Source organism: Streptomyces sp. NPDC091412 (assembly GCF_044756885.1).
GTDB lineage: Bacteria > Actinomycetota > Actinomycetes > Streptomycetales > Streptomycetaceae > Streptomyces.
In genome coordinates this window covers 396,561-420,572 of sequence record NZ_JBIVTV010000002.1, presented here as the reverse complement: position 1 = coordinate 420,572, position 24,012 = coordinate 396,561, and the positions used below count along the sequence as shown (strand labels likewise).

The following is a 24,012-nucleotide window of genomic DNA, read 5'->3' as shown; positions in this document are numbered from 1 at the left end:
TGGAAAGCCAAGGTGTGCACCTCGAAAATCGCTGTTGATTCGGTTTCGTTGCGTCAGGCCCCCGAGTCCGTGGACCGTACGGTGGGCCCCCGGAATCGTGGGCCCACACCTATGCAACTTACTCACCGTTTACTCGGTTCCCGATTCCGCCCAGGAACGAGGCAGGATTGTGACCATGTCCAACACTCCCATGGCAGCGAACCCGCTCACCCGGGCGGTACTCGAAATCGACGAGTACGCCTCCGGTCTCGGCTGGGACCAGCCCGCTCGCCTCTTCGCCCTCGTAGACACCGCGCAGCTGCGGTCCCAGGAACCCGCCCTCGCGGCCCAGCTCGGCCTGGAGGACGAGCAGGAGACCTCCGGTCTCACCCCGGTCGAGCAGGACGAGGTCCCGGCCGACCGGCCCCTCGACGAGTTCCTCGCCACCATCGCCTGGCCCGGGGCGGTGGCCGGCTGCGCGCTGACCGTGGAGCGCCTGATGCTGCCCCCGTCCGCCGAGGCGCAGGTCCCGCAGGGACTGGACGGGCCGAAGCTGGCGAAGTGGGTGGCCGGCCACCCCGAGCGCCAGGAGGTCCGCATGACGGTCGCGGTCCTGCGCGACGGCGCCCGGGAGTCGGCCCTCCGCCTGCGCGAGAAGGACTCCGCCACGGAGGTCCTCACCGGCGCCGACCTGGTGCCGGGGCTCGCCGAGGCCCTGGCCGCGACCTTCGAGGACTGAGTTCCGCCCGCCCTTCGGTATCCGTCCGGTACACGGCCGGGGCGCTGCCCGTCAGCCCTTGGCCGTGCACTTCGGCAGATCGGCGGTCCTGCCGCCGCGGATGTCCTTCAGTGCGGTGAGCGCGTCGCCGAGCGTGTGCACCTTGACGAGGGTGAGCCCCGAGGGGGTGTCCTTGGCGGCGGCCGCGCAGTTCTCGGCGGGGGTGAGGAAGAACCGGGCACCCTTGCTGCGCGCGCCGACGGTCTTCATCTCGATCCCGCCGATCGGGCCGACCTTGCCGTCGTCGTCTATCGTCCCGGTGCCGGCCACGAACTTCCCGCCGGTCAGGTTGCCCGGCGTGAGCTTGTCGTAGATCCCGAGCGCGAACATCAGGCCCGCGCTCGGGCCGCCGACGTCGGCGAGCTTGATGTCGATCGTGAACGGGAACGTGTGATCGGTCCCGGCGGAGATCCCGACGATGGCCCGCTTGGCCCCGGTGTCGGCGGACTGCGTGGTGGTGAGGGTGACGTCCTTGGTGACGGTCGCCGTCCGGTGCTGCTTCGCGGCGTCGGCCTGCTCCTTGGCCGGCACGATCGTGAAGACCACGTTCTGCCCGGGCTCGTGCTTGGTGACCAGCTTGGAGACGTCGGAGGGCTGCTTGACCGGCGTGCCGTCGACGGCCCTGATGACGTCGCCCGCGTGCAGCTTGCCCTGCGCCGGGGTGTCCTTGACGACCGTGGAGACGATCACCCAGGACTGCACCGGGATGCGGAGTTGCTTCAGGGCGGCGACCTTGGCACTCTCCTGGGAGAGGGTGAACTCCTCGGCGTTCTCCTGGGTCGACTGCTCCTCCGTCTTGCCGTCGGGGTAGAGCGTGTCGTGCGGGACGATCTTGCTGTCGTGCGCCAGCCAGCCGTAGACGGCCTCGACGAGGTTCATGCGGTAGTCGGCACTGGTGACCCGGACGGTGGTCATGTTGAGGTGGCCGTCCGCCGGGTAGGTCTTGCGGCCGGAGATCTGCAGCACCGGCTCGCCGACGTGCTCGCCCAGGGTGTTGACCGTCGGCCCCGGTGACATCTCCGAGTAGGGCACGGGGAACAGGACTCCCGCGCACAGGAGCGCGATCAGCATCAGGGTGGAGGCGAGCATCGTCGCGGTGCGGCGTGGCATGACTCGACAGTACGGGACGGTTCTGTCAGCGCATCGTCAGGGCGGAACGCTCATGTACCGGAGTGGGACCTCTCCATGGCCTCACGGAAACGGGCGTAGCCGTCCAGCTCGGGACCGTCGCTGCGCATCTTGCGGGTCCGGTTCGCCCAGCTCCCCCAGAGTCCGGCGCCTATCGCGGCCATCAACGGAATCAGCAACCAGGCGAGCGCCGCCATGTCGGCCTCCCAACCCCAAAAGAGCGACAGCAACTGACTGATCAGCAGATTAACCATCCGCACTGACAACGCTCACGTCGGGGGTTCGGTTACGCAAGCGGAGCCGCGGCGACGGGCTCCGAGCGCTGCGCACGGGCGAGCCGGGCGCCGGCGGGCCAGTGCTGTGACCGGAAAGGTTCACCGGCTCGCGACGCCCGGCACGGCACTCCCCCAGCCTTCGGCCGGGGGTACCCCCACGCCGCGTTGTCGCATCACCCGAGTACATCCCGTACGCGGGCAATGCTCCGCCTCGCGAGGCTCCCCCACTGCCCGAAGGGCGTGGGAGGTGCCCCCAGCACCGGACGCCGCGAGCGTCCCGGCAAACCTTCCCGGCCACAGCACTAGGCGCCGACCCATTCCTCGGTACCGTCCGAGAACCTCTGGTGCTTCCAGATCGGCACCTCGTGCTTGAGGTCGTCGATCAGCTTCCGGCAGGCCTCGAAGGCCTCGCCCCGGTGCGGACACGACACCCCGACGACGACGGCGAGGTCCCCCACCTTCAGATCCCCCACACGGTGCACGGCCGCCAGCGCCCGGACCGGGTACCCGGCGGCGACCTTCTCGGCGACCCGGCGCATCTCCGCCTCCGCGCTGGGATGGCAGGAGTACCCGAGCGCGTCGACACCGGCGCCCCCGTCGTGGTTCCGCACGGTCCCCACGAACAGCGCGGTCCCGCCGGCGGCGTCGTCCCCGAGCGCCTCGAAGACCTCGTCCAGGGAGAGCGGGGTCTCCCTGACGCCGATCAGCTTGATGGGGTCCTCGGCGGCGTACTCGCCGGGATGATCGTTGGTGGCTGCCATGTGTCCATCGTGCCGCACACGCGGAAGGCCGGGGAACAGCGCGATCACCCGGCACGCGCGCGTGCCGGTTCGGAGTCTCGTACAGGGGGTGCCTTGTAACAGCGGTGCCTTGTACAGGGGGTGCCTCGGACCCTCGTACAGGGACCGCCTCGGACAGGGACGGCCGTGTCCGAAGTGCCCCGCGGCCCGCCCCTCAGCGCCGGCGTGCCTTCCGTGCCCGCCGTACCACCGCCGCCGCGCCCAGCAGGGCCACCGTCGCCCCGGCCGCCCCCGCCGCCGTCGCGTCCTTGCGGCCCAGGCGCCGTCCGGCGACCGTGTGCCGCCCGGACACCTCCTCCAGCAGCGCCTCGAGGACCTCCTCGTTGGTCCACCGCGGCCGCCACCCGGCGTCGTGCAGCCGGCTGCCGCTCACCACCCACGGGTACATGGTGTACGCCAGGTCCCCCGCCGGAGACGGCGTGAGCCCGATCCGGTGCAGCCGGGCCGCCGCCCCCAGCGCGACCGCCGACGGCAGCTCCATCCGGCGGATCCCGCTGAGCTCCTCGACCTCCTCCTGCTCCAGCCACCCGTCGCACCCGACGGCCAGCTCCCCGTCGACCTTCTCCAGCACGGCGTACTCCAGGGCGCTGCACAGGTCCTCCACGTGGCAGAACTGCCACGCGGGCCGCGACCCGGCCACGACCAGCAGGCGCGGCGACTCGAAGTACCTGGTCAGCGCGGTGTCCGTACCCCCGACCAGCACCGCGGGCCGGACCACGGAGACGTTCAGCCCGGGGTGCGCCCGCGGCGCGCGCCGCGCCAGCCGCTCGATCTCCAGCAGGTCTCCGACCCCGGTCGCCTCGGCGGTCGCCCGCAGCTCCGCGTCCTCCGACAGCGGCAGCTCGTTGTCCGGCAGCGCCCCGTAGACCATCGAGGAGGTGCACAGCACCACGCGGTGCACCCCGGCCGCGGCCGCCGCGGTCAGCACGGTCTGCGTCCCCCGGACGTTGTACGCCGTCCGGGCGGCCGCATCGGTCTCCAGGTCGAGGTCGAGCGCCAGGTGCACCACGACGTCCGCGCCACGCAGCTTCTCCGCGATCGCCGGATCCCGCACGTCGAGGACGTGCCACTGCGCCGCCGCGCACTCCCCGCGCCGCTCGTCGATGGCGATGACCTGTCTGACCGCGGCGGACTCGGCGAGTCGCTCGGTGAGCAGCGCGCCGACCCCGCGCGCGGCTCCGGTGACCGCGACGACGGGCCCGCGCACGGCGGGAGTGCTCTCGTGGTTTCGCGCTGCGCGAACCTGTGGATCTGGGGAACTCACCGGGCGTCTCCAGCGGTTGTCTTCACATACGGGCGCGAATGACGCGTACGTACCAGGTGGCATCCATCCTGCCGCAGGCGTTCTGTCGGCGAAGCACCGAGGCCCGAACCGCTCGCGGTGTCTACGCTGGGTGGTGTTGTCGGGCAGCCGCGCCGCCGGAGAGAACCGGTGGCCTTACCAGCCGAGGAACCCCGTGAGTGACACCCCATTCGGATTCGGCCTTCCGCCGGAGGAGCCGGACGACGGCGACGAGGGCAAGAAGAAGGACCAGCAGAGCGGCGGTGAGCAGGGACCGGCCAACCCGTTCGGCTTCGGACTGCCCGGAGCCGGAGGCTTTGGCGGGCCCGGCGCCGACAATCCGCTCGCAGCCATGTTCGGTTCGCTGAACCCCACCGACCTGGGCGCGGCGTTCCAGCAGCTCGGCCAGATGCTCTCCTACGAGGGCGGGCCGGTGAACTGGGACATGGCCAAGCAGATCGCCCGCCAGACGGTCTCCCAGGGCACCTCCGACGGCACCAAGGACGCCAGTGTCGGCCCGGCCGAGCGCACCGCGGTCCAGGACGCCGTCCGGCTCGCCGACCTGTGGCTGGACGACGTGACGTCCCTGCCGTCGGGCGCCGGTTCCGCGGTGGCGTGGTCCCGCGCGGAGTGGGTCGAGGCCACCCTGCCGGCGTGGCAGGAGCTCGTCGACCCGGTCGCCGAGCGGGTCGGCACCGCCATGGGCGACGTGCTGCCGGAGGAGATGCAGGCCATGGCCGGCCCGCTGATCGGCATGATGCGCTCCATGGGCGGCGCCATGTTCGGCACGCAGATCGGCCAGGCCGTCGGCGTGCTGGCCGGCGAGGTCGTCGGCTCGACCGACATCGGTCTGCCGCTCGGCCCGGCCGGCAAGGCCGCGCTGCTGCCGGTGAACATCGAGGCGTTCGGCAAGGACCTGGGCGTGCCCAAGGAGGAGGTGCGGCTGTACCTCGCCCTGCGCGAGGCCGCCCACCAGCGCCTGTTCTCGCACGTGCCGTGGCTGCGCTCGCACCTGTTCGGCGCGGTCGACGGGTACGCGCGCGGGATCAAGGTCGACACCGCCAAGCTGGAGGACGTGGTCGGCCAGTTCGACCCGCAGAACCCCGAGCAGTTGCAGGACGCCCTCCAGCAGGGCATGTTCCAGCCGGAGGACACCCCGGAGCAGAAGGCCGCCCTGGCCCGCCTGGAGACCGCTCTGGCCCTCGTCGAGGGCTGGGTGGACGCCGTGGTGCACGCGGCGGCCAAGCCGCGCCTGACCTCCGCCGACGCGCTGCGCGAGACGCTGCGCCGTCGCCGCGCCTCGGGCGGCCCGGCCGAGCAGACGTTCGCCACGCTGATCGGCCTGGAGCTGCGCCCGCGCCGGCTGCGGGACGCCTCCCGTCTGTGGGCCTCGCTCACCGACGCGCGCGGAGTCGAGGGCCGCGACGGCCTGTGGGCGCACCCGGACATGCTGCCCACCGCCGCCGACCTGGACGACCCGGACGGCTTCGTGCACCGCGAGCAGATGGACTTCTCCGAGCTGGACAGGATGCTCGGCGAGGCGGCGGGCGGTTCCGCGCCGAAGCCGGACCTGCACAAGAAGGCCGAGAGCGACAACGGCGACAACAGCAACAACAGCGACAAGGACAACAAGGGCGACGGCGCCGAGTGAGCCTCCATGACGACGCGGTCCTCGTCCTGCGGGAGTACGGGGACCAGGAGGATCTGCGCCCGCTCTACCTGGAGCACCTGCGGACGCGTCCGGACGGCATGTGGAAGGCCTGCACGGACGGGCACATCACGGCGAGCGCCCTGGTGATCGACCCGGAGCGCGGCCGAGTGCTGCTGACCCTCCACAGGAAACTGCGCATGTGGCTCCAGATGGGCGGCCACTGCGAGCCGGAGGACGTCACGCTGGCGGACGCCGCGCTGCGCGAGGCGACCGAGGAGTCGGGCATCGAGGGGCTGGCCCTGCTGCCCGGCGGTCCCGTCCGCCTCGACCGCCACCACACGCCGTGTGCCTGGCATCTCGACGTCCAGTACGCCGCGCTCGCGCCCAGCGGGGCAGTGGCGGCCATCAGCGACGAATCCCTGGACCTGCGCTGGTTCGCCTACGACGACGTACCGGACGTGGCGGACAAGTCGGTCGTCCGCCTGCTGGAGGCCACGCGCGCCAGGCTCTGACCCTGCTCCGACGGTGCGCGGGGCGGCCACCACGGTGGTCGCCCCTGCCCGTGGCCTCGGCTCAGCCCCAGACGTTCCCCTGGTTCTGTCCCCGCGCCCCCTGCTGCCCCATGCCGAACTGTGCGGCGAGGCCCTGCCCGATCACCGCGTTCTGCGGCGGCAGCAGCTCGCTGGGCTGGACGAGCGCGTAGCCGCTGCCCATGAAGCTGAGCTCCCAGCCCTCGCCGGTGTTGCCGCGGCGCCGCCACACGCCGGAGGAGTGCGTCTGGGCCTGCATCTGTACGCGCAGTCCGGTGGACCAGGCGACGATCGCGTCGGCGTCGCAGTTGACGTACTTGTCCGGCGTCACCTGCATCAACAGCGGCGCGCCGGAGGTCATCAGGGCGACCCTGCCGTGGCCTGTGATGTTCAGCTGGTACTTCCCCGAGCCGGAGATGCCGTACATGCTGTCGACGGCGACGGCCTCGTGGTACAGCGAGGAGTCCATCGCCAGCACATAGCCGCTGTCGACGGTCAGGCCGTCCTGTTCGACGTCCATGATGTGCACGTACTGGGCGAGGTTGGCGAGGTAGACCGTGCCCTGTCCATGGCAGCGCATCAGGTCCAGGCCCTCGCCTGTGTACGCGCGCGTGCGTGCCTGGCTGCCGGTCTGGTACTCGGCGTCGAACTCGATCATGCCCTGGTAGGCGACCATCGTGCCCTTGCGGGCAAGGATGTCGTCGTGGCCCTCCAGGGTGACGCGCAGCATCTGCTTGTTCTGCAGGCTCCAGCGCTCCTGCGTCTGGGCGTCGTTGAAGGCGAAAAGCGGGCTCTGCATGGTCTCCTGTCTCCCCTTCAGCCGCGCATCCGCAGGCGGTCGGTGCTGTCCTCGCTGGGCTGTACGACGACGATGCCCTGACCGGAGAAGGCCATCTGGTAGGCCTCTCCGCTGCCCCGGCCGATCAGGGACTGCGCCCTGAAGCTGCGCTTGCCCTTGACCTTCAGGTTCGGCGACCAGGCGACGAGCGCGTCCGGGTCGACGTAGGTCTCGTTCTCGCCCTCGCCGCAGTCGACGACGATCGGCTCGCCCCGGGAGGTCAGCGCCACCCAGCCCTGTCCGGAGATCCTGGTGTTCCACAGGCCCTGCCCGGCGAACTTCGCCAACCCCTTGACCCGCTCGACGCCCCAGGTCAAGCCGGCGTCGAAGGCCAGCAGGTTGGTGGCGTTGACGGAGATCGCGTCACCGCCGAGGTTGATGACGACGACGTTGGCTCCGTAGTCGGCGAGGTAGAGCAGTCCGTCGCCGGTGCACTTCATCAGGGGGGCGCCCTCGCCGGTGACCCAGTCGCGCGCGATCTGGCGCACGGCCGACGGGCTGGGCTCGTACTGGATGAAGCCTTCGTAGGCGACCATCGACCCCACGCGCGCGAAGAGGTCGTTCCCGGTCTGCATGGCGACCTTCAGCATGTGGCTGCCGTGATTCTCCATGCGGGCGGTGACGGGTGCGGGGGCGTAACCCGCGAGCGGCTGGTTCATGACGGGCTCCCTCAGACCTCGTAGGGCTGGACGACGACGAAGTTGCCGGGGGCGGCGCGGAACTGGAGGTTGACGCCCTCTCCGGTGTCGCCCGGGTAGGCGTTGCGGCGCATCCGCACCTGGCTGGAGACGATCACCTGGGCCGCGGCCGACCAGGCGACCACGGCGTTGGAGTCGACGAACGTCGTCGGGGTCACGGGCAGGACGACCGGTGTGCCGTGCGTCTTGACGACGATCGTGCCGGTGCCCTGGAACTGCATCGTGAACAGGGCCCCGCCGGGGATGCCGTGTCCCTCGACGCGGCGGACCTCGTACTCCAGGCTCTCGTCGAAGGCGAGCACGTTCTCGGCGGAGACGCAGATCGCGTCGCCCTGGAGCTCGACGGGGTGCAGGTGGGTGGAGTTCTCGGCGAAGAACACCTGGCCCTGGCCGGTGCAGCGCATCAGCTGCATCTCCTGGCCCGTGACGTTGCCCGTGATCCGGCCCGCGAAGCCGGCGCCCTTGTAGGTGAAGTCGACCTTGCCCTGGTAGAGCACCATGCTGCCCTGCCGCGCCAGCACGGGCCGGCCCCCCTCCGTGCCGAGGTCGGCGCGGATCAGCTTGCTGTTCTGCAGGGTCCAGCGACGGCCGGCGGGCGCCTCCTTGTACAGGTTCAGCGCGGCGGACACCCCGGCGGCCTGGGGAGCGGCCTGCGGCGCCGCGTACGGCGCGGACTGGCCGGGGACCTGGCCGAACGGCGGCTGGTGACCGTAGCCGGGAGGCGGGGGCGGCGCCTGGTACTGGGCGGGCGGCGGGGGCGGGGTCCGACCGTGCGCCTGGCCGTACGGCGGCTGCCCGTAGGGCGCGGGCGCCGGGGCGGGCGGCGGGACCGGGCCGCCGGGCGGGGTCAGGGGGGCGATGATGGTCGGCGCCGCGTGCACCGAGGGCGCGGGGCCCGGTGCCGGGGGCGGGGGCGGCGGGGTGGCTCCCGGGGGCGGTGTGAAGCCGTGCGCGGCGGGTGGCGGCGCGGGGGCGGCCGGGAGTGGAGCGGGGGCGGCGGGCGCGGGAGCGGCAGGGGCCGGTGCGGCCGGCCCGGAGGGAACGGCGAATTCCGGGGGCGCGGTGGCCTGGGCCGGCGGGGCGAAGCCCGGAGCGGCACCGGGCTGCGCGTCCTGGCCCGCGGCGGGGTCCTCCTCCTCTTCCAGGACCTCGCCGCCGAAGTTCTTCAGCAGCGCCTCGAGGCCCCCGTCGAAGCCCTGGCCGACAGCCGCGAACCGCCACACGTCCTTGAGGTAGAAGTCGCCCAGCATCACGGCCCGTTCGGTGGAGAACTCCGAGCCGTCGAACGCGTACCGGGCCACCTCCTCCCCGCCCGCCACGATGCGCAGGTACCCGGAGTCGATCTGCGCCATCTGCCCGGCACCGTCGACGGCGGCCGTGAACGACAGCTTCCGGATGTGCGACGGGATCTTCTCCAGCGTGACCCGGAAGGACTCCGTGTCGCCTGCCTGAGCACCCAGCAGCTGGATGGCCTCCTCGGGGGACTTCGGCTGGTTGAAGAAGACGAAGTACCGGTCGTCCGAGAGGCGTTCGTCGGCGTCCAGCCCGAAGCAGCTGATGTCGACGGTCAGTCCGGGTGCCGAGATCTGCACGCCTACGTACAGATCCGTCCCCGCGGTCAGGTCACTGATCCTGGCCTTGTGGCCGCGCTGGAATTCCCTGGGCATGCGTAACGACCGTCCCCCGTCCCGAGTGCGAGTGCGTCGCGCCAGGCTAACGGCAAACTCCGACACCGGACGAAGTCGGTACAGACCCGGTACACAAACACAGTCCGGCGGTACCGGACGTCCCCGGCGGCCCGCTCACTCGTCGCGCGTTCCCGGCGGATGCGGCAGCCGCGCGGCCGCGGCCACCCCCTCCAGGTAGCCCCGGGCCCGCTCGGTGCGCGGGTACGCCTCCAGCAGCCGCCAGAAGTCGGGGCCGTGTCCGGGGACGAGCAGATGGGCCAGCTCGTGGAGCAGTACGTAGTCGACGACGTACTCGGGCATCCCCTGAAGACGGTGGGAGAGACGGATGCTGCCCTCCGCCGGGGTGCACGAGCCCCAGCGCGTGTTCTGGTTGGTGACCCAGCGGACCGAGGCGGGCCGGGCACGGCCGTCGAAGTACTGGGCGGACAGCCGCTCGGCGCGTTCGGCCAGCTCCGTGTCGCCGAGCGTCCGCCGGCTCTCCTGGGCGGCCAGCTTGTCGAGCATGACGGTCACCCAGCGCCGCTCCTCCGCCTCGGACATCCGGGCGGGGATGAGCACGACGGTGCGACCGCCCTCGCGGTACGCGGAGACCGTCCGGCGGCGCCGGGCGCTCCTGCGGACCTCGATCTCGCTCGCCGCCGCGCCCTCCGGGGGCCGGCTCGTCTTGCCGCGCTGTGGCGTTCCGGCACGGTTCAGTGGGTCGGCGGACACGCCCCGACGTTACCGGGTGCGAGGACGAGAAGTCCCGGGTGCGGAACGGTTCCGTGCGGATCCTCCACCGAGAGTCCGATTCGTACGACGAGTACCCACCGCCTGTGGACAACTTCCAGCACCCGCTGTCCGGACCGGGCATGCTGGCCGTCGTGACAGTCGTCGGTGGCGACTCGGACCGGCTCACCCCGGCGCATGAGGACGTTTTCGATGCCTTCCCTCCGCTTCCTTCGCTTCGTTCGCTCTCTTCACTTCGTTCCCTTCGCTTCGTTCGCTTCGCTTCGTTCGTTTCCGACGCTTCTCCTTCTTCGGGCTACGGGGGCTCGCATGCATCCGATGGTGAAACCCGCGCTCCGGCGCGGCTGGCGTGATCTCGGCACCGTGCAGTTCGGGATGACTCCCGCGCACGCGATGACACTGGGCCCGCTGGACACCGCGACGGGCAGTTTTCTGGACCTGCTCAACGGCACGCGCGGACTGCCGCTGCTGCGGGAGGAGGCGCGCCGCATGGATCTGCCCGACGGCCATGCCGACCGTCTGGTGGAGCGGCTGGCCCGGGCCGGGCTCCTGGACGACGCCCGGGGCGGCGGCGCGGCGGCCGACACGCTGCGGGAGCGGAAGGAGGCCATGGACCGGCTGGGGCCCGATCTCGCCTCCCTCTCCCTGATCACCCGCGAACCGGGCGAGGCGATGGAACGCCTCGCCGCCCGACGTGAGGCGCGCGTGCAGGTCAAAGGCGCGGGCCGGGTGGGCGCCGTCCTGGCCGCACTGCTGTCCGGGGCGGGGGTCGGCGAGGTCGACGTGCGGGACGGCGGCTGTGTGGAGCCGGGGGACGTCGCCCCGGGCGGGCTGTCCGCCGAGGCCGTCGGCGAACGCCGGGACGCCGCGGCGCGGCGGGCCGCGCGAGCGGCGGCCCCGGACCGTCCGGCCCGCCGCACCCCCCGGACGCGGCCCGAGCGGGAGGAGCGGGGATTCACCCTGGTGGTCCTCGCCCCGCGGGACGACATCGCCGTGCACGCGCCCGACCCGTCCGCGGCCGCCGCCCTGATCGAGTCCGGCACCCCTCATCTGTACGCCGGGGTGGTGGAGGGCACGGGCGTTGTGGGCCCGCTCGTCCTGCCCGGCGGGACCGGCTGCGCCGGCTGCCTGCACCGGGACCGCACGGACCGGGACGGGACGTGGCCGCGTCTGGTGGCGCAGTGGCGCTCGGGCGGATCACGTCACGTTCGTCCGTGTGATCTGCCTCTCGCCGCGACCGTGGCCGCCCTGTCGGCCGCGCACGCACTCGCCTTCCTGGACGGGGAGTCGCCCTCCAGCACGGGCGCCCGCTGGGAGGTTTCACTGCCCGGCCTGAACTGGCGCGCGCGACCGGTGTGGCCGCATCCGTCCTGTCCGTGCGGCGCGGCCGGGAAAACCGAGAGGGAGCGGGCCTCAAAGAACGGGGAGCCACGCGCGACAATGGCTGAGCAACGGCCGTCATCGACGCCCTGCCGTCGGGCAGACGCGGCGCGGCTTGCTGGGACTTGGAGGGCGCATGTCTGATCTTCCCCGGAAGGCGGTCACCCGGACCGCCAAGCTCGCCGCGCTCCCGCTCGGTTTCGCCGGGAGAGCGACCTGGGGACTCGGCAAACGGATCGTGGGCGAGTCAGCCGATCTCGTCGGCCGTGAGCTGCAGCAACGCACGGCCGACCAGTTGTTCAAGGTGCTCGGCGAGCTCAAGGGCGGGGCGATGAAGTTCGGGCAGGCGCTGTCCGTCTTCGAGTCGGCGCTCCCCGAGGAGGTCGCCGGCCCCTACCGGGTCGCGCTGACCAAGCTCCAGGAGGCGGCGCCCCCGATGCCGACGCGCACGGTGCACTCCGTACTGGAGGAGCGACTCGGCGCGCACTGGCGCGAGCTGTTCGAGGAGTTCGAGGACAAGCCGTCCGCGGCGGCCTCGATCGGGCAGGTGCACCGGGCGGTGTGGCACGACGGCCGCGAGGTCGCGGTCAAGGTGCAGTACCCCGGCGCCGGTGAGGCCCTCGTATCCGATCTGACCCAGTTGAGCCGGTTCGCCCGCCTGCTGGGGCCGCTGGTTCCCGGCGTGGACATCAAGCCCCTGATCGCCGAGCTCAAGGACCGCGTCTCCGAGGAGCTGGACTACGGACTGGAGGCGCAGGCCCAGCAGGCGCACGCCGAGGAGTTCGCCGACGACCCGGACGTCGTCGTCCCGGCCGTCGTCCACCAGCGCGAGCAGGTCCTGGTCACCGAGTGGATGGACGGTGTTCCGCTGTCCGAGGTGATCGCGGACGGCACCCCGGCCCAGCGTGACCGGGCCGGCCAGCTGCTGGCCCGTTTCCTGTTCTCCGGCCCGGCCCGCACCGGCCTGCTGCACGCCGACCCGCACCCCGGCAACTTCCGTCTTCTGCCCGGCGGACCGGACGGCGAGGACGACTGGCGCCTGGGCGTCCTGGACTTCGGCACCGTCGACCGCCTTCCGGGCGGCCTGCCGACGCCCATCGGCTCAGCCCTGCGCATGGCGCTCGACGGGGAGGCGGAAGCGGTCTACGAGATGCTCTCCGCCGAGGGCTTCGTGAAGGAGTCCATCGAGCTGGACCCGGACGCCGTCCTCGACTACCTCCTGCCGATCATCGAACCGGCCCAGGTGGAGGAGTTCACCTTCACACGCGGCTGGATGCGCAGCCAGGCGGCCCGGATCGCCGATCCCCGCTCCCCCGCCTACCAACTGGGCAAGCAGCTCAATCTGCCCCCGTCGTACCTGCTCATCCACCGGGTCACGCTCAGCACCATCGGCGTGCTGTGCCAGCTGGGGGCCACGGTGCGGCTGCGGGAGGAGCTGGAGGAGTGGCTGCCGGGTTTCGCCGCCCGTCCGGAGGGCGAGGAGCCGGACGACGAGCAATCGGCCGTCGAGGCGTGAGCGCGCGGGGGGACTACCACCAGGCGGAGTCCAGGCGCCCCTCGATCGAGCGGAGGTTCTCGCGGGAGCAGGCGTCGCAGAAGTAGCGCCGGGCGCCGTTCTCCACCGAGCAGGTCCACGTGGGCGGCAGGCCCTCGGCCGGGGTGCCGCAGCGCGCGCACACCAGGGCGGGACGCTCCACGCGTTCGCCGTCACGGTCCGTACCGTCACGGTCCGTGCCGTGGTGCGCCGTGCCCGCGGGGGCCGCGCTCGCGTGGTTCGTGCCTCCGGGAAGACTCGTCACTCCGCGACCATACCGCCGGGCCGCTGATCGGCGGGAACAACGCACCGCGGGGGCCGGTCCGTTCGAACGGACCGGCCCCCGCGGGGAGAGTTCCGGCCTCCCGGACCGGGAGGCCACCGCCAAGCGGTGTGGAACGGCGTTGTCGGTCAGTGCATCACTGCCATGGCGAGCGCGCGGCGGGCGCGCAGCGAGGCGCGCTCGGCGCGGCGCTGCATCCGGCGGGCGGCCGCCAGGCGTACGGCCTGGCGTTCCCTCTCCGCCTCGTGCAGCCGCTCGTGCATATGCGCACGAGCCAGCGCTTCTGGGATGAGTTGCATCTCTCGGTTCCTGTTCTGACGCGATTCGTTCGCGCCGGTGGTGGTGACGTCTTCGGTCGCGGAGCCTGCGGGCTCGCTGGCGGACGGCTTCATCGGGGCCTGCTTCTGGGGGTCGTGCGTGAGGGGGCGGTCGATCGTTCCTGCGGTGTTCATGCTGTGACCGGGTTCTTGCGCGGGCGGCCACGCGGCCGCTTCCGGGCGACGACGACACCTTGGACGAACAGCTCGCCGCCCCAGACGCCCCAGGGCTCGCGCCGCTCCTTGGCGCCGGCGAGGCAGGCCTCGATCAGCGGGCAGGTGCGGCAGAGGGACTTGGCGTACTCCACGTCCGCCGGCGACTCGGCGAAGAAGACCTCCGGGTCGTAGGAGCGGCACGGGACGGGCACGCCGAGGTTCTCGATGGCGTCGTCGAGCGCGGTGAGTGCGGTGAGCGGGGTGAGCGCGGTGAGCGGGGTCAAGGCGGGGTCCTCCGTGAGACCAGGCTTGGGGATCGTGTCGGAAGGCGGTACGGACGGGACGTGCGCTTCGAGTTGCACGGTTCGTCTTCCTCGTCTGTTCGGGTCGGCCGGTCGGCCGGGTGTCGGCTGGCTACCGGGTTCTTGTCTTGTCCCGAGGCCCCTTCGCTCCGCTGTCCCCGTTCGGGGAAAACAGAAGGGCCGCGGATCCCGGATGGGGTTCCGCGGCCCTGAAGGCGCCGGCCTGATCGGCGATCAGGCTGGATCACTCCAGGGTTCTGGCCCACGGAAGGCCCACGTCAGGTGGTGCTGCTTCGTCTGCTCCCGGTTACCGGCACCGGCCGCCTGAACGGCATAGGCCTGTGCCTTTGCCGCTACTGCTTCCAGTGCCTCGGTCGGTCGCTCGTCACGCTCACGGACGGGAAGACCCGCGAGGGACATAAAGGACTCCGGACGCGCGGCAGCGATGCCGGACAGACCGGTGCCCTGGTTGAAGGCGCCGAGCATGCACAGGGAGACGACCGAGCGATCGGTCATTTTGGCGGTGCTGATGGAGCTGGTCTTGATAGTGATCACTGGGCTCGCCTCCTCTCGGCGTCTGGGGGACTGGGGTGAGCCAGTCCGTACGGATATGCAAGTAGAACACGGAATCAGGGCCTCAGGAAGGCCACCGTTCCCGTGACCAAGAACCTATGGGGACGGACGGCGGGTGCGCAAACTATTTTTTCGACGAGTTCCCCTCAGTCCTCGGTCAGTCCTCGGTCGCTTCTCCCGCGGGCTCCCGGCCTGCGCAGATGGCGAGAACATCCGATCCGTAGCGGCGGAGCTTGCGCATCCCCACTCCGGGGATGCGGGCCAGTTCCCGCTCGTCGTCCGGGACGGTCTCGGCGATCGCCATCAAGGTCTTGTCGGTGAAGACGCAGAAGGCGGGCTGTCCGCTGCGCCCCGCCTGGCCCGCCCGCCACTCGCGCAGCCGCTCGAACAGGCCCTCGTCCATGTCGGAGGGGCAGCCCTCGCAGCGCATCAGCTTCATCTCGCCGGCGTCGGCGAGCGTGCGGCCGCAGACCCGGCACCGGGCCGGGGTGCGCTGTGTGCGCCGCGGGGCGGGCGCTCCCCGCGTCCCCACGGCCGCGGTGAAGCCGCGCTCGATGCCCCCGGAACCGCCGGGTGCGGTACGGCCCGCCGTACCGGCCGAGCCGGGGCGCAGCCCGTCGAGGAAGCGGCTCGGGCGGCGGCTGGGACGGCCGCCGGGCGAGCGGGACAGCGACCAGGAGACGTGCAGCCGCTCGCGCGCGCGGGTGACGCCCACGTAGAGGAGCCGGCGCTCCTCCTCGATCTGTTCGTCGGTTCTGGCGTAGGTGATGGGGATCATGCCCTCGGCGACGCCGACCAGGAAGACGACGTCCCACTCCAGGCCCTTGGCCGAGTGCAGGGAGGCGAGGGTGACGCCCTGGACCGTCGGGGCGTGCTGGGCGTTCGCCCGCTCGTCGAGTTCCGCCACGAGGTCGCCGAGCGTCGCGCCCTGCCGGACGGCGGCGAAGTCCTGTGCGAGGTTCACCAGGGCTGCCAGCGACTCCCAGCGTTCCCTGACCGCGCCGGATCCGGCCGGCGGCTGCGGGGTCCAGCCCTCCCCCGACAGCACGGCACGCACCTGTGAGGGCAGGTCGACGGCGTCGTCGAGGAGGGAGTCGTTGCCGCCGAAGCGTGCGGCGGCCCGCAGGGCGACGCCGGCCTTGCGCACCTCGGGCCGGTCGAAGAAGCGCTCCGCGCCGCGCAGCTGATAGGGCACGCCGACGTCGGCGAGGGCCTGCTCGTAGGTCTCGGACTGGGCGTTCGTCCGGAACAGGACGGCGATCTCGCTCGCCGGGACGCCGGAGGCGATGAGGTCGTGGATGCGGTGGGCGGCCCCCTCGGCCTCGGCGGGCTCGTCGGTGTACTCCGTGTAGGCGGGCTCGGGGCCGGGGGCGCGCTGGGAGACCAGTTCCAGCCGGTGGTCGGCGGCCCGGCCCCGGGCCTGGGCGAGCAGTCCGTTGGCGAGGTGGACGACCTGCGGGGTGGAGCGGTAGTCGCGGACCAGCTTGACGACGGTGGCGCCGGGATGACGGGTGCGGAAGTCGAGCAGGTGGTCGGGGGTCGCTCCGGTGAAGGAGTAGATCGTCTGGCTGGCGTCGCCGACGACGCACAGGCTGTCGCGGTCGCCCAGCCACAGCTCCAGCAGGCGCTGCTGGAGCGGGGAGACGTCCTGGTACTCGTCCACCACGAAGTGCTGGTACTGGGCGCGGACCTGTTCGGCGACGTCGGCCCGGTCCTGGAGGACGGCGACGGTCAGCAGCAGGACGTCCTCGAAGTCGATGACCGAGCGGGCCCGCTTGAGGTCCTCGTACACCGAGTACAGCTGGGCGATCTCGGCCGGGTCGCGTGGGGCGGTGCGGCCGTCCTTCGCGGCCGCGAGGGCGTAGTCGGCCGGGACGGTCTGGGTGACCTTGGACCACTCGATCTCGGCGGTGACGTCCCGCAGCTCGCCCCGGTCCAGGCGGATGCGGCAGGCGGCGGCCGCGTCCGCGACGAGCTGGATCTTGCGATCGACGAGCCGGGGCATGGAGCCACCGATCGCTTTCGGCCAGAAGTACTGCAACTGCCGCAGGGCGGCGGAGTGGAAGGTGCGGGCCTGCACGCCGTGCGCGCCGAGCTGGCGCAGCCGGCCCCGCATCTCCCCCGCGGCACGATGGGTGAAGGTGACGGCCAGCACGCTGGAGGGCTGGAGGACACCCGCGCGCACTCCATAGGCGATGCGGTGGGTGATCGCCCGGGTCTTGCCCGTGCCGGCGCCCGCCAGGACGCACACCGGCCCGTGCAGGGACGTGGCCACCTCGCGCTGCTCGGGGTCCAGCCCGTCGAGCACCGCGTCGGCGGAGTCCGGGACCCGAGGGAAGAGCGGGGAGTGCGTTGCTGCTGTCACACAGCCATGCTGCCAGGTCGCCGTGGGACCCATGAGCCGGTTGTCCACAGGCAGCCCCTGCGGTCGTACTAATGCCGCGCGCTGACGCGGCGCCGCGCGTCCTCGTGCCGCGCGTCACGCCCTGCCGCATACCCCCGGTGGGAATGCCGGAGCGATGGCGTACGTTCCTTCCCTGCGACGAATACGTCCCCGAGCCGCCGAAGGAGCGCGAGAGACATGCCGGGCACTGTGACGATGTACAGCACCACGTGGTGCGGCTACTGCCGCCGGCTGAAGAGCCAGATGGACCGCGAGGGCATCGCGTACACCGAGATCAACATCGAGCAGGACCCGGAGTCCGCGGACTTCGTCGAGAAGGCCAATGGCGGAAACCAGACGGTTCCCACCGTGCTCTTCCCGGACGGTTCGACCCTGACGAACCCGTCGCTGGCCCAGGTCAAGGAGAAGGTCGGCGCCTGATCACGGCGCGCCGCACCGCAGACGCCGAAGGCGGCCTCCCCGGCATCCCGGGAAGGCCGCCTTCTCGTCGTCCAAGGGGCCTCAGACGGCGCTCCTCGTCGGCAGCGGCTTGCCGTACCAGAGCTCGATGAGCCGGGCCGCGATGGAGATGCCGTAGGGCGGCAGGACCTCGCCGGACTCGAAGGCCGCGCGCAGTTCCTCGCGGGAGAACCAGCGCGCCTCGTGGATCTCGTCGCCGTCGACGGCGATCTCGGTCGAGAGGGCGTGCGCCATGAAGCCCAGCATGAGGCTGGAGGGGAACGGCCAGGGCTGACTGGCGACGTACTCGACCTCGCCGACGGTGACGCCCACCTCCTCGTGGACCTCGCGGCGCACCGACTGCTCGATGGACTCCCCGGGCTCGACGAAGCCGGCGAGCGTGGAGAAGCGGCCCTCGGGCCAGTGCACCTGGCGGCCGAGCAGGATGCGGTCCTCCTCGTCGGTGACCGCCATGATCACGGCGGGGTCGGTGCGCGGGTAGTGCTCGGCGCCGCAGGCCGGGCAGCGGCGGATGTGTCCGGCCGCGGCGATCACGGTGCGCTCGCCGCAGCGGGAGCAGAAGCGGTGCAGCCGCTGCCAGTTCTCCAGGGCCACCGCGTGCGCCATCAGGCCGGCGTCCCGGGGTGACAGCAGCAGGCCGGCCTCGCGCAGGCCGGCCGGGCGGGCGGACTGGTCCATGCGGCCGGGCAGGGAGTCCTTCTGGAGGGCGAAGTAGCTGACGCCCTCCGCGTCCGTGCCGAGGAAGTAGCGGTGCGCCTCGGTGAGGGGCGCCTCGAAGGAGGGCGTCGTGACCAGTTCGGTCCGGCCGTCGGGTGTCTCGTCGATCAGGGCCTGACCGCCGGAGACCACGAAGCAACGCGTCGAGGGGTGGCTCCACGCCGCGGCGAGCCAGGCCTCGTCGAGCCGGTGGTGGGCGGCCCGGTCGATGCCGCTGGGCGCGGTGAGCGAGATGGGTCGGTCGGCGGTGTGGTCGGTCCAGGTGGTCACGGGTGCTTCCAACTCCCCCGGTGGAACGGTTGTTTCGGCGGCGGTTCAGCGGGACGTGCGGCAGGAGGCGTCCGCGTCCGGCGGGGCCTGGGGGCACGGGACGGCCTTACCAGTGTGCGCCCGGCACGACACCGCCCGGGCCGGTGGGCGCCCGTCAGGGCGCATCGTGCCAGTGCTCCGCGAGGTCGCCCCACAGGTACGCGCTGGTCTCGACGCCCTTGAGCAGGAGGTCGAGCTCGACCTTCTCGTTCGGCGCGTGCCAGCCGTCGGAGGGGACGGAGATGCCCAGGAAGAGGACGGGCGCGCCGAGCACCTCCTGGAGGTCGGCGGCCGGGCCCGAGCCGCCCTCGCGCGTGAAGCGGACGGGGGCCTCGAAGGCACGGCCCATGGCACGGACCACGGACTGCAGGGCCGGGTGGTCCAGCGGCGTCAGGCACGGGCGCGTGGCCGCGCCGAACACGATCTCGTGCCGTATCCCCGCGGGCACCTGCTCGGCGGCCCAGGCGCGGACGGCCTTCTCGATGTGGTCGGGGTCCTGGCCGGCGACCAGGCGGAACGACAGCTTGACCATCGCCGTGGAGGGGATGATCGTCTTGCTGCCGGGGCCCTGGTAGCCGCCGCCGATGCCGTTGACCTCGGCGGTGGGGCGGGCCCAGATGCGCTCCAGGGTGGTGTACCCGGCCTCGCCGTGGGTGGCGTACGACTTGGCGGTGCGCACCCACTGCTCCTCGGCGAACGGCAGCTCGGCGAAGAGCCGGCGCTCCCGGTCGGTGAGTTCCACGATGCCGTCGTAGAAGCCGGGGACGGCCACGCGCGCGTGCTCGTCGTGCAGGGCGGCGACCAGGCGGGCGGCGGCGGTCGCCGGGTTGGGCACCGCGCCGCCGAAGGAGCCGGAGTGGATGTCCTGGTCGGGTCCGTACAGCCGGATCTCGCACTCGGCGAGGCCGCGCATTCCGGTGCACACCGTGGGGGTGTCCGCGGACCACATACCGGTGTCGGAGACGATCACCGCGTCGGCGGCCAGGCGCTCCGCGTGCTCTTCGACGAGCGCCCGGAAGTGCGGGGAGCCGGACTCCTCCTCGCCCTCGATCAGCAGCTTCAGGTTGACTGCCGGGGCTGTGCGGCCGGTCGCGGCGAGGTGGGCGCGGACGCCGAGTGTGTGGAAGAACACCTGGCCCTTGTCGTCGGCCGCCCCGCGCGCGTAGAGGCGGCCTTCGCGGACGACGGGCTCGAAGGGCTCGCTGTCCCAGCCGTCCTCGCGGGCGGCGGGCTGGACGTCGTGGTGGCCGTAGACGAGGACCGTGGGGGCCTCGGGGTCGTCGGAACGCCACTCGGCGAAAACGGCGGGGGCACCCGGGGTGGGCCAGACCTCGGTGGTGGTGAAACCGGTCTGCCGGAGTTTGCCGGCGAGCCAGTCGGCGCTGCGCCGTACATCGGGCGCGTGGTCGGGCTGAGCCGACACGGACGGGATGCGCAGCCATTCGGCGAGGTCGTCGAGGAAGGCGGTGCGGTGCTGCTCGATGTACGTACGGACGGCGCTGTCCGGGGTCTGGCTCATGGCTCCGAGCCTATCGGCCCGCGGTGGCTTCCCGTTCGGGCGGTTCGTCACACTGCGGCTCGGCGTGCGGCTCCCCCGTCAGCAGCCGTTCCAGCTCGGCGCGGCCCGGGAGGTCGTCGTGCCGCACCACCTCGCCGGTGCGCACGTAGACGAACGCGGCCGTGACACGGTCCAGGGGGATGCCCCGCTGTTCGGCCCAGCCCAGCCGGTACACGGCGAGCTGGAGCGGGTCCGCCGTACGGGAGCGGAGCGTCTTCCAGTCCACGATCTCGTACGTCGCCCGCTCGCCGTCACCCTCCTTGTAGACGGCGTCGATACGGCCCCGGACGACACGGCCGGCGAGAGCGAGCTGGAAGGGCGCTTCGACGCGATGGGGCGTGCGGTGGGCGTACGGGGTCCGTTCGAAGGCCTCCTTGAGGGCTTCGAGGTCGCGTTCGTCGGCGATCTCGGCGTCGCCGCCGGGCAGTTCGCCGGGCTCCAGCATGGGCAGCGTCAGCTCTTCGAAGCGGGATTCCACCCAGGCGTGGAAGCGGGTGCCACGGCGGGCGGCCGGTTGCGGGGGGCGCGGCATGGGGCGCGCGAGTTCCCGCGCGAACCCGTCGGGGTCGGCGGCCAGGTGCAGCAGCTGCGACGCGGTCAGGGTCGTCGGCAGGGGTACGTCGGTGACGGTCTGCCGGGCGCGCCGGAGTTCACCGCTCAGCGCTTCGAGGTCGCGGTCCCAGGAGGCGACCATGCGGGCCTCCTCCGGGGTGAGGGGGCTGGATCCGGGTGCACGGTCCGGGTCGGGGTGCGCGGTGTGCCGGCGTGCGGGCGGGGGCGCGGTGTGCTGGTCGGGTGGGGGCGCCTGGTGCGGGACGGTCGGGCGTTCGCCGCTCCAGGAGTCCCAGTCGTCGGTGTCCTCCTCGAAGGAGTTGTCGTCGCCGAAGGAGGTGTCGTCTTCGAAGGGGGCGTCCTCACCGAAGGGGGCGTCCTCACCGAAGGGGGCGTCCTCGCCGAAGGGCGGCTCGTCGTCGTACGGAGGCACCTCGTCGTGCAGAGGTACGTCGTCGCGTAGAGGCACTTCGTCGCGTGGAGGTGCGTCGTCCTGCGGCGCCGCGGGCCAGTCGGGGTCGTCGTGGGACGTGGGGTCGTGCGTGGCCTCCGGGTGGCCGTTCGCGCCGGCGGCGAGGTCCTCCAGGTGGGCGAGGACGATCGCGGCGGCCTCACGGCGGCGGGCCAGGGCGGCCTCGTCCAGCGGCAGGGGCCACACCTGGTCGGCCGTGGCCCGGTGCAGGGCCGGGTTCTCCTCGTCCTCCCCGGGCTCGTCCGCCCAGGCCTCGATCTCGCCGTGCCCGGCGGCGCAGTGGTCGTACAGGGCCTGAAGGAACGCGGACGGGCCGCGTGGCCGCTTCTGGCTCGGGCCCCACCAGTGGCCGGAGCCGAGGAGCAGGGAGCGGGGGCGGGTGAAGGTGACGTAGCCGAGGCGCAGCTCCTCGGTGTGCTGGTGGTCCTTCAGGGCCTCGTGGAAGGCCTTCATGCCGCGTGCGTCCCAGCCGTCGATGTCGGGGAGAGTGTCGGCGTCGCCGCGCAGGGCGTGCGGCAGCACCTTGCCCTGGCTGGTCCACTTCTCCCGGCCCTGCCCGCTGGGAAAGGTGCCGGTGACCAGGCCGGGGACGGCGACGACGTCCCACTCCAGGCCCTTGGACCTGTGCGCGGTGAGCACCTTGACGGTGTTCTCGCCACCGGGCAACGCGTTGTCGAGGCCCTTCTCGTACTGGGCGGCGGTGCGCAGGAAGCCGAGGAAGGCCAGCAGGCTCGCCTCGCTCTCGTTCGCGGCGAAGGATGCGGCGATGTCCAGGAAGTTCGCCAGGGTCTCGCGGCGGCGGGCGGCCAGGGCGTGCGGGGAGGCCGACAGCTCCACCTCCAGACCCGTGACGGCCAGGACGCGGTGCAGGACGTCCATCAGCGGGTCGGACAGTGAACGCCGCAGGTCGCGCAGTTCGGCGGCGAGCCGGGCGAACCGCACGCGCGCGTCCGGGGAGAACGGCAGCCGGTCGTCGTCCCCGGCGCCGTCCAGGGGCGTTTCGAGGAAGGTGTCGAGAGCGTCCGCGAGCGAGATCACCTCGGCCGGGTCGACGCCCTCGACGGCCTCCGCGAGCCGGCTGTCGGGGTCGTCGGCGGCGTCCACGCGCGCGTGGGCGACGAGCAGTCTCGCCCGGCGGCCCAGGAGCGCGAGGTCGCGCGGGCCGATGCGCCAGCGCGGGCCGGTGAGCAGCCGTACCAGCGCGGCGTTGGCGCCGGGGTCCTGAAGAACCTCGCAGACCGCGACGAGGTCGGCGACCTCGGGCAGGTGCAGCAGCCCGGACAGGCCGACCACCTCGACCGGGACGTCACGGGCGACCAGGGCACCCTGGATCTCGGCGAAGTCGCCCGCCGTACGGCACAGGACGGCGATCTCGCCGGGTGCCGTCCCGGTCCCCACGAGGTGGGCGATGGAGTCCGCGACCCAGTCGATCTCCTCGGCGTGGGTGGGCAGCAGCGCACAGCGCACCAGGCCGTCACGCTCCGCGCCGGGGGCCGGGCGCAGTGCCTCCACGCCCGCGTGCATGGCGCGCAGGGGTTCCGCGAGGCCGTTGGCGAGGTCGAGGAGGCGGCCGCCGCTGCGACGGTTCTCGCTGAGGGCCTGGCGGGTGGCGGGGCGGCCGTCGGCGTGCGCGAAGTGCTCGGGGAAGTCGTCGAGGTTGGCGACGGAGGCGCCGCGCCAGCCGTAGATCGCCTGGCAGGGGTCGCCGACGGCGGTGACGGGGTGGCCGGTGCCGTCGCCGAAGAGGCCGGCCAGCAGGATGCGCTGGGCCACGGAGGTGTCCTGGTACTCGTCGAGCAGGACCACCCGGAACTCCTCGCGCAGGACGCGGCCGACCTCCGGCAGGCGGGCGAGCCGTGCGGCCAGGGCGATCTGGTCGCCGAAGTCGAGCAGGTCGCGCTCGCGTTTGGCGGCCCGGTAGCGGAGCACCAGCTCGGCCAGTTCCCGGCGGGCGGCGGCCGTCTCCGGGACCTTGCGCAGGTCGGCGTTGGTGAGCTTGGCGCCTTCCAGGGTGCGCAGCAGCCCGGTGTCCCAGGCGCTCAGGTCCTCCGGGCGTACAAGGTGTTCGGCGAGCTCGGCGTCGAGGGCCAGGAGGTCGCTCACCAGGTCCGGGAAGGATCGGGCCAGCGCCGGGTAGGGGCCGGGGGCCTCGCGCAGCACGCGCGCGGCGAGCTGGTAGCGGGTGGCGTCGGCGAGCAGGCGGGCGGTGGGTTCGAGCCCGATGCGCAGCCCGTGGTCCTTCAGCAGACGGCCGGCGAAGGCATGGTAGGTGGAGATCAGCGGCTCGCCCGGCGGGTTGTCGGGGTCGATGGCCTCGGGGTCGGTGACGCCGGCCCTGATCAGGGCCTTGCGGACACGTTCGGCGAGTTCGCCGGCGGCCTTGTTGGTGAAGGTCAGCCCGAGGACCTGCTCGGGGGCGACCTGTCCGGTGCCGACCAGCCACACCACGCGCGCCGCCATCACGGTCGTCTTGCCGGAGCCGGCACCGGCCACGATCACCTGCGGGGCGGGCGGCGCGATGATGCAGGCCGTCTGCTCCGGGGTGAACGGGATCCCGAGGAGCTCCTTGAGCTGCTCGGGATCGGTGATACGGGCGGGCACCTCACAGAGGCTAGCGGCG

23 protein-coding genes are annotated in these 24,012 nt (G+C 72.3%); 7 read left to right on the top strand and 16 right to left on the bottom strand.

Annotation, left to right across the window (positions count from 1 at the left end):
- Nucleotides 1-175 precede the first annotated feature (175 nt).
- Nucleotides 176-718, top strand: a complete 543-nt coding sequence (locus ACIQMV_RS06040; RefSeq protein WP_141358568.1) for a PPA1309 family protein — start codon at nt 176-178, stop codon at nt 716-718.
- 51 nt (nt 719-769) lie between these two features.
- Here the strand turns inward: ACIQMV_RS06040 and ACIQMV_RS06035 are convergent, their stop codons facing one another.
- From ACIQMV_RS06035 to ACIQMV_RS06020, 4 genes are all read right to left on the bottom strand, one after another.
- Entirely contained in the window at nt 770-1,867 is a 1,098-nt protein-coding gene (locus tag ACIQMV_RS06035) for a PDZ domain-containing protein (RefSeq protein ID WP_402591467.1), read from the bottom strand.
- A gap of 50 nt (nt 1,868-1,917) precedes the next feature.
- Nucleotides 1,918-2,139, bottom strand: a complete 222-nt coding sequence (locus tag ACIQMV_RS06030; RefSeq protein ID WP_402591935.1) for a hypothetical protein — start codon at nt 2,137-2,139, stop codon at nt 1,918-1,920.
- 323 nt (nt 2,140-2,462) lie between these two features.
- Complete coding sequence (locus ACIQMV_RS06025; protein WP_225075482.1) at nt 2,463-2,921, bottom strand: molybdenum cofactor biosynthesis protein MoaE; 459 nt, start codon at nt 2,919-2,921, stop codon at nt 2,463-2,465.
- 193 nt (nt 2,922-3,114) lie between these two features.
- Complete coding sequence (locus tag ACIQMV_RS06020; protein ID WP_402591465.1) at nt 3,115-4,224, bottom strand: SDR family oxidoreductase; 1,110 nt, start codon at nt 4,222-4,224, stop codon at nt 3,115-3,117.
- A gap of 193 nt (nt 4,225-4,417) precedes the next feature.
- On the opposite strand from ACIQMV_RS06020, the gene ACIQMV_RS06015 reads away from it, so the two are divergent.
- Together ACIQMV_RS06015 and ACIQMV_RS06010 are read left to right on the top strand one after the other, a co-directional pair.
- Entirely contained in the window at nt 4,418-5,893 is a 1,476-nt protein-coding gene (locus tag ACIQMV_RS06015; protein ID WP_402591463.1) for a zinc-dependent metalloprotease, read from the top strand.
- Nucleotides 5,890-6,405 carry an NUDIX hydrolase gene (locus tag ACIQMV_RS06010; RefSeq protein WP_402591461.1) on the top strand — a complete coding sequence of 172 codons (516 nt, stop codon included), beginning with the start codon at nt 5,890-5,892 and terminating at the stop codon, nt 6,403-6,405. The genes ACIQMV_RS06015 and ACIQMV_RS06010 overlap by 4 nt, the downstream gene beginning before the upstream one ends.
- Nucleotides 6,406-6,466: 61 nt before the next feature.
- On the opposite strand, the gene ACIQMV_RS06005 is transcribed toward ACIQMV_RS06010, so the two are convergent.
- The 4 genes from ACIQMV_RS06005 to ACIQMV_RS05990 form a co-directional block, all read right to left on the bottom strand.
- Nucleotides 6,467-7,222 (bottom strand): AIM24 family protein, encoded by a 756-nt coding sequence (locus ACIQMV_RS06005; protein ID WP_402591459.1) that lies wholly within the window; start codon nt 7,220-7,222, stop codon nt 6,467-6,469.
- A 17-nt stretch (nt 7,223-7,239) separates the two neighbouring features.
- Nucleotides 7,240-7,920 carry an AIM24 family protein gene (locus tag ACIQMV_RS06000; RefSeq protein ID WP_141358583.1) on the bottom strand — a complete coding sequence of 227 codons (681 nt, stop codon included), beginning with the start codon at nt 7,918-7,920 and terminating at the stop codon, nt 7,240-7,242.
- An 11-nt stretch (nt 7,921-7,931) separates the two neighbouring features.
- Nucleotides 7,932-9,626 (bottom strand): TerD family protein, encoded by a 1,695-nt coding sequence (locus ACIQMV_RS05995; RefSeq protein ID WP_402591458.1) that lies wholly within the window; start codon nt 9,624-9,626, stop codon nt 7,932-7,934.
- 135 nt (nt 9,627-9,761) lie between these two features.
- On the bottom strand, nt 9,762-10,358 hold the full coding sequence (locus ACIQMV_RS05990) for a M48 family metallopeptidase (RefSeq protein ID WP_141358587.1): 597 nt from the start codon (nt 10,356-10,358) through the stop codon (nt 9,762-9,764).
- A 104-nt stretch (nt 10,359-10,462) separates the two neighbouring features.
- On the opposite strand from ACIQMV_RS05990, the gene ACIQMV_RS05985 reads away from it, so the two are divergent.
- The 3 genes from ACIQMV_RS05985 to ACIQMV_RS05975 are packed head-to-tail and all read left to right on the top strand — an operon-like array spanning nt 10,463 to nt 13,272.
- A complete protein-coding gene (locus ACIQMV_RS05985; RefSeq protein ID WP_402591457.1) occupies nt 10,463-10,729 on the top strand; it encodes a hypothetical protein in 267 nt (88 codons plus the stop codon).
- Nucleotides 10,686-11,900, top strand: coding sequence for a TOMM precursor leader peptide-binding protein (locus ACIQMV_RS05980; RefSeq protein ID WP_402591456.1), 1,215 nt, complete (start codon nt 10,686-10,688; stop codon nt 11,898-11,900). Before ACIQMV_RS05985 ends, ACIQMV_RS05980 begins: the two co-directional genes overlap by 44 nt.
- Entirely contained in the window at nt 11,893-13,272 is a 1,380-nt protein-coding gene (locus ACIQMV_RS05975; protein WP_401778230.1) for an ABC1 kinase family protein, read from the top strand. The genes ACIQMV_RS05980 and ACIQMV_RS05975 overlap by 8 nt, the downstream gene beginning before the upstream one ends.
- A gap of 13 nt (nt 13,273-13,285) precedes the next feature.
- Here the strand turns inward: ACIQMV_RS05975 and ACIQMV_RS05970 are convergent, their stop codons facing one another.
- The 5 genes from ACIQMV_RS05970 to ACIQMV_RS05950 all read right to left on the bottom strand — a co-directional run bounded on the left by ACIQMV_RS05970 (nt 13,286) and on the right by ACIQMV_RS05950 (nt 17,286).
- Nucleotides 13,286-13,555 (bottom strand): hypothetical protein, encoded by a 270-nt coding sequence (locus tag ACIQMV_RS05970; RefSeq protein WP_402591934.1) that lies wholly within the window; start codon nt 13,553-13,555, stop codon nt 13,286-13,288.
- Nucleotides 13,556-13,701: 146 nt separating this feature from the next.
- Nucleotides 13,702-14,025: a hypothetical protein gene (locus ACIQMV_RS05965; protein WP_141358595.1), complete on the bottom strand. Its 324-nt coding sequence runs from the start codon at nt 14,023-14,025 to the stop codon at nt 13,702-13,704.
- Entirely contained in the window at nt 14,022-14,408 is a 387-nt protein-coding gene (locus ACIQMV_RS05960) for a WhiB family transcriptional regulator (protein WP_402591454.1), read from the bottom strand. The genes ACIQMV_RS05965 and ACIQMV_RS05960 overlap by 4 nt, the downstream gene beginning before the upstream one ends.
- 174 nt (nt 14,409-14,582) lie before the next feature.
- Nucleotides 14,583-14,903 carry a hypothetical protein gene (locus ACIQMV_RS05955; protein WP_141358598.1) on the bottom strand — a complete coding sequence of 107 codons (321 nt, stop codon included), beginning with the start codon at nt 14,901-14,903 and terminating at the stop codon, nt 14,583-14,585.
- Nucleotides 14,904-15,078: 175 nt separating this feature from the next.
- Nucleotides 15,079-17,286 (bottom strand): ATP-dependent DNA helicase UvrD2, encoded by a 2,208-nt coding sequence (locus ACIQMV_RS05950; protein WP_402591452.1) that lies wholly within the window; start codon nt 17,284-17,286, stop codon nt 15,079-15,081.
- 216 nt (nt 17,287-17,502) lie between these two features.
- On the opposite strand from ACIQMV_RS05950, the gene ACIQMV_RS05945 reads away from it, so the two are divergent.
- Complete coding sequence (locus ACIQMV_RS05945) at nt 17,503-17,745, top strand: mycoredoxin (RefSeq protein ID WP_141358602.1); 243 nt, start codon at nt 17,503-17,505, stop codon at nt 17,743-17,745.
- Between the two features lie 81 nt (nt 17,746-17,826).
- Here the strand turns inward: ACIQMV_RS05945 and nudC are convergent, their stop codons facing one another.
- From nudC to ACIQMV_RS05930, 3 genes are all read right to left on the bottom strand, one after another.
- Nucleotides 17,827-18,771, bottom strand: coding sequence for an NAD(+) diphosphatase (gene nudC / locus ACIQMV_RS05940; protein WP_172632849.1), 945 nt, complete (start codon nt 18,769-18,771; stop codon nt 17,827-17,829).
- Between the two features lie 154 nt (nt 18,772-18,925).
- Nucleotides 18,926-20,329, bottom strand: coding sequence for a dipeptidase (locus ACIQMV_RS05935; RefSeq protein ID WP_141358604.1), 1,404 nt, complete (start codon nt 20,327-20,329; stop codon nt 18,926-18,928).
- 10 nt (nt 20,330-20,339) lie between these two features.
- The gene (locus ACIQMV_RS05930) at nt 20,340-23,993 is read right to left on the bottom strand and encodes a UvrD-helicase domain-containing protein (protein ID WP_402591449.1); all 3,654 of its coding nucleotides are present in this window, start codon (nt 23,991-23,993) and stop codon (nt 20,340-20,342) included.
- Nucleotides 23,994-24,012: the final 19 nt, after the last annotated feature.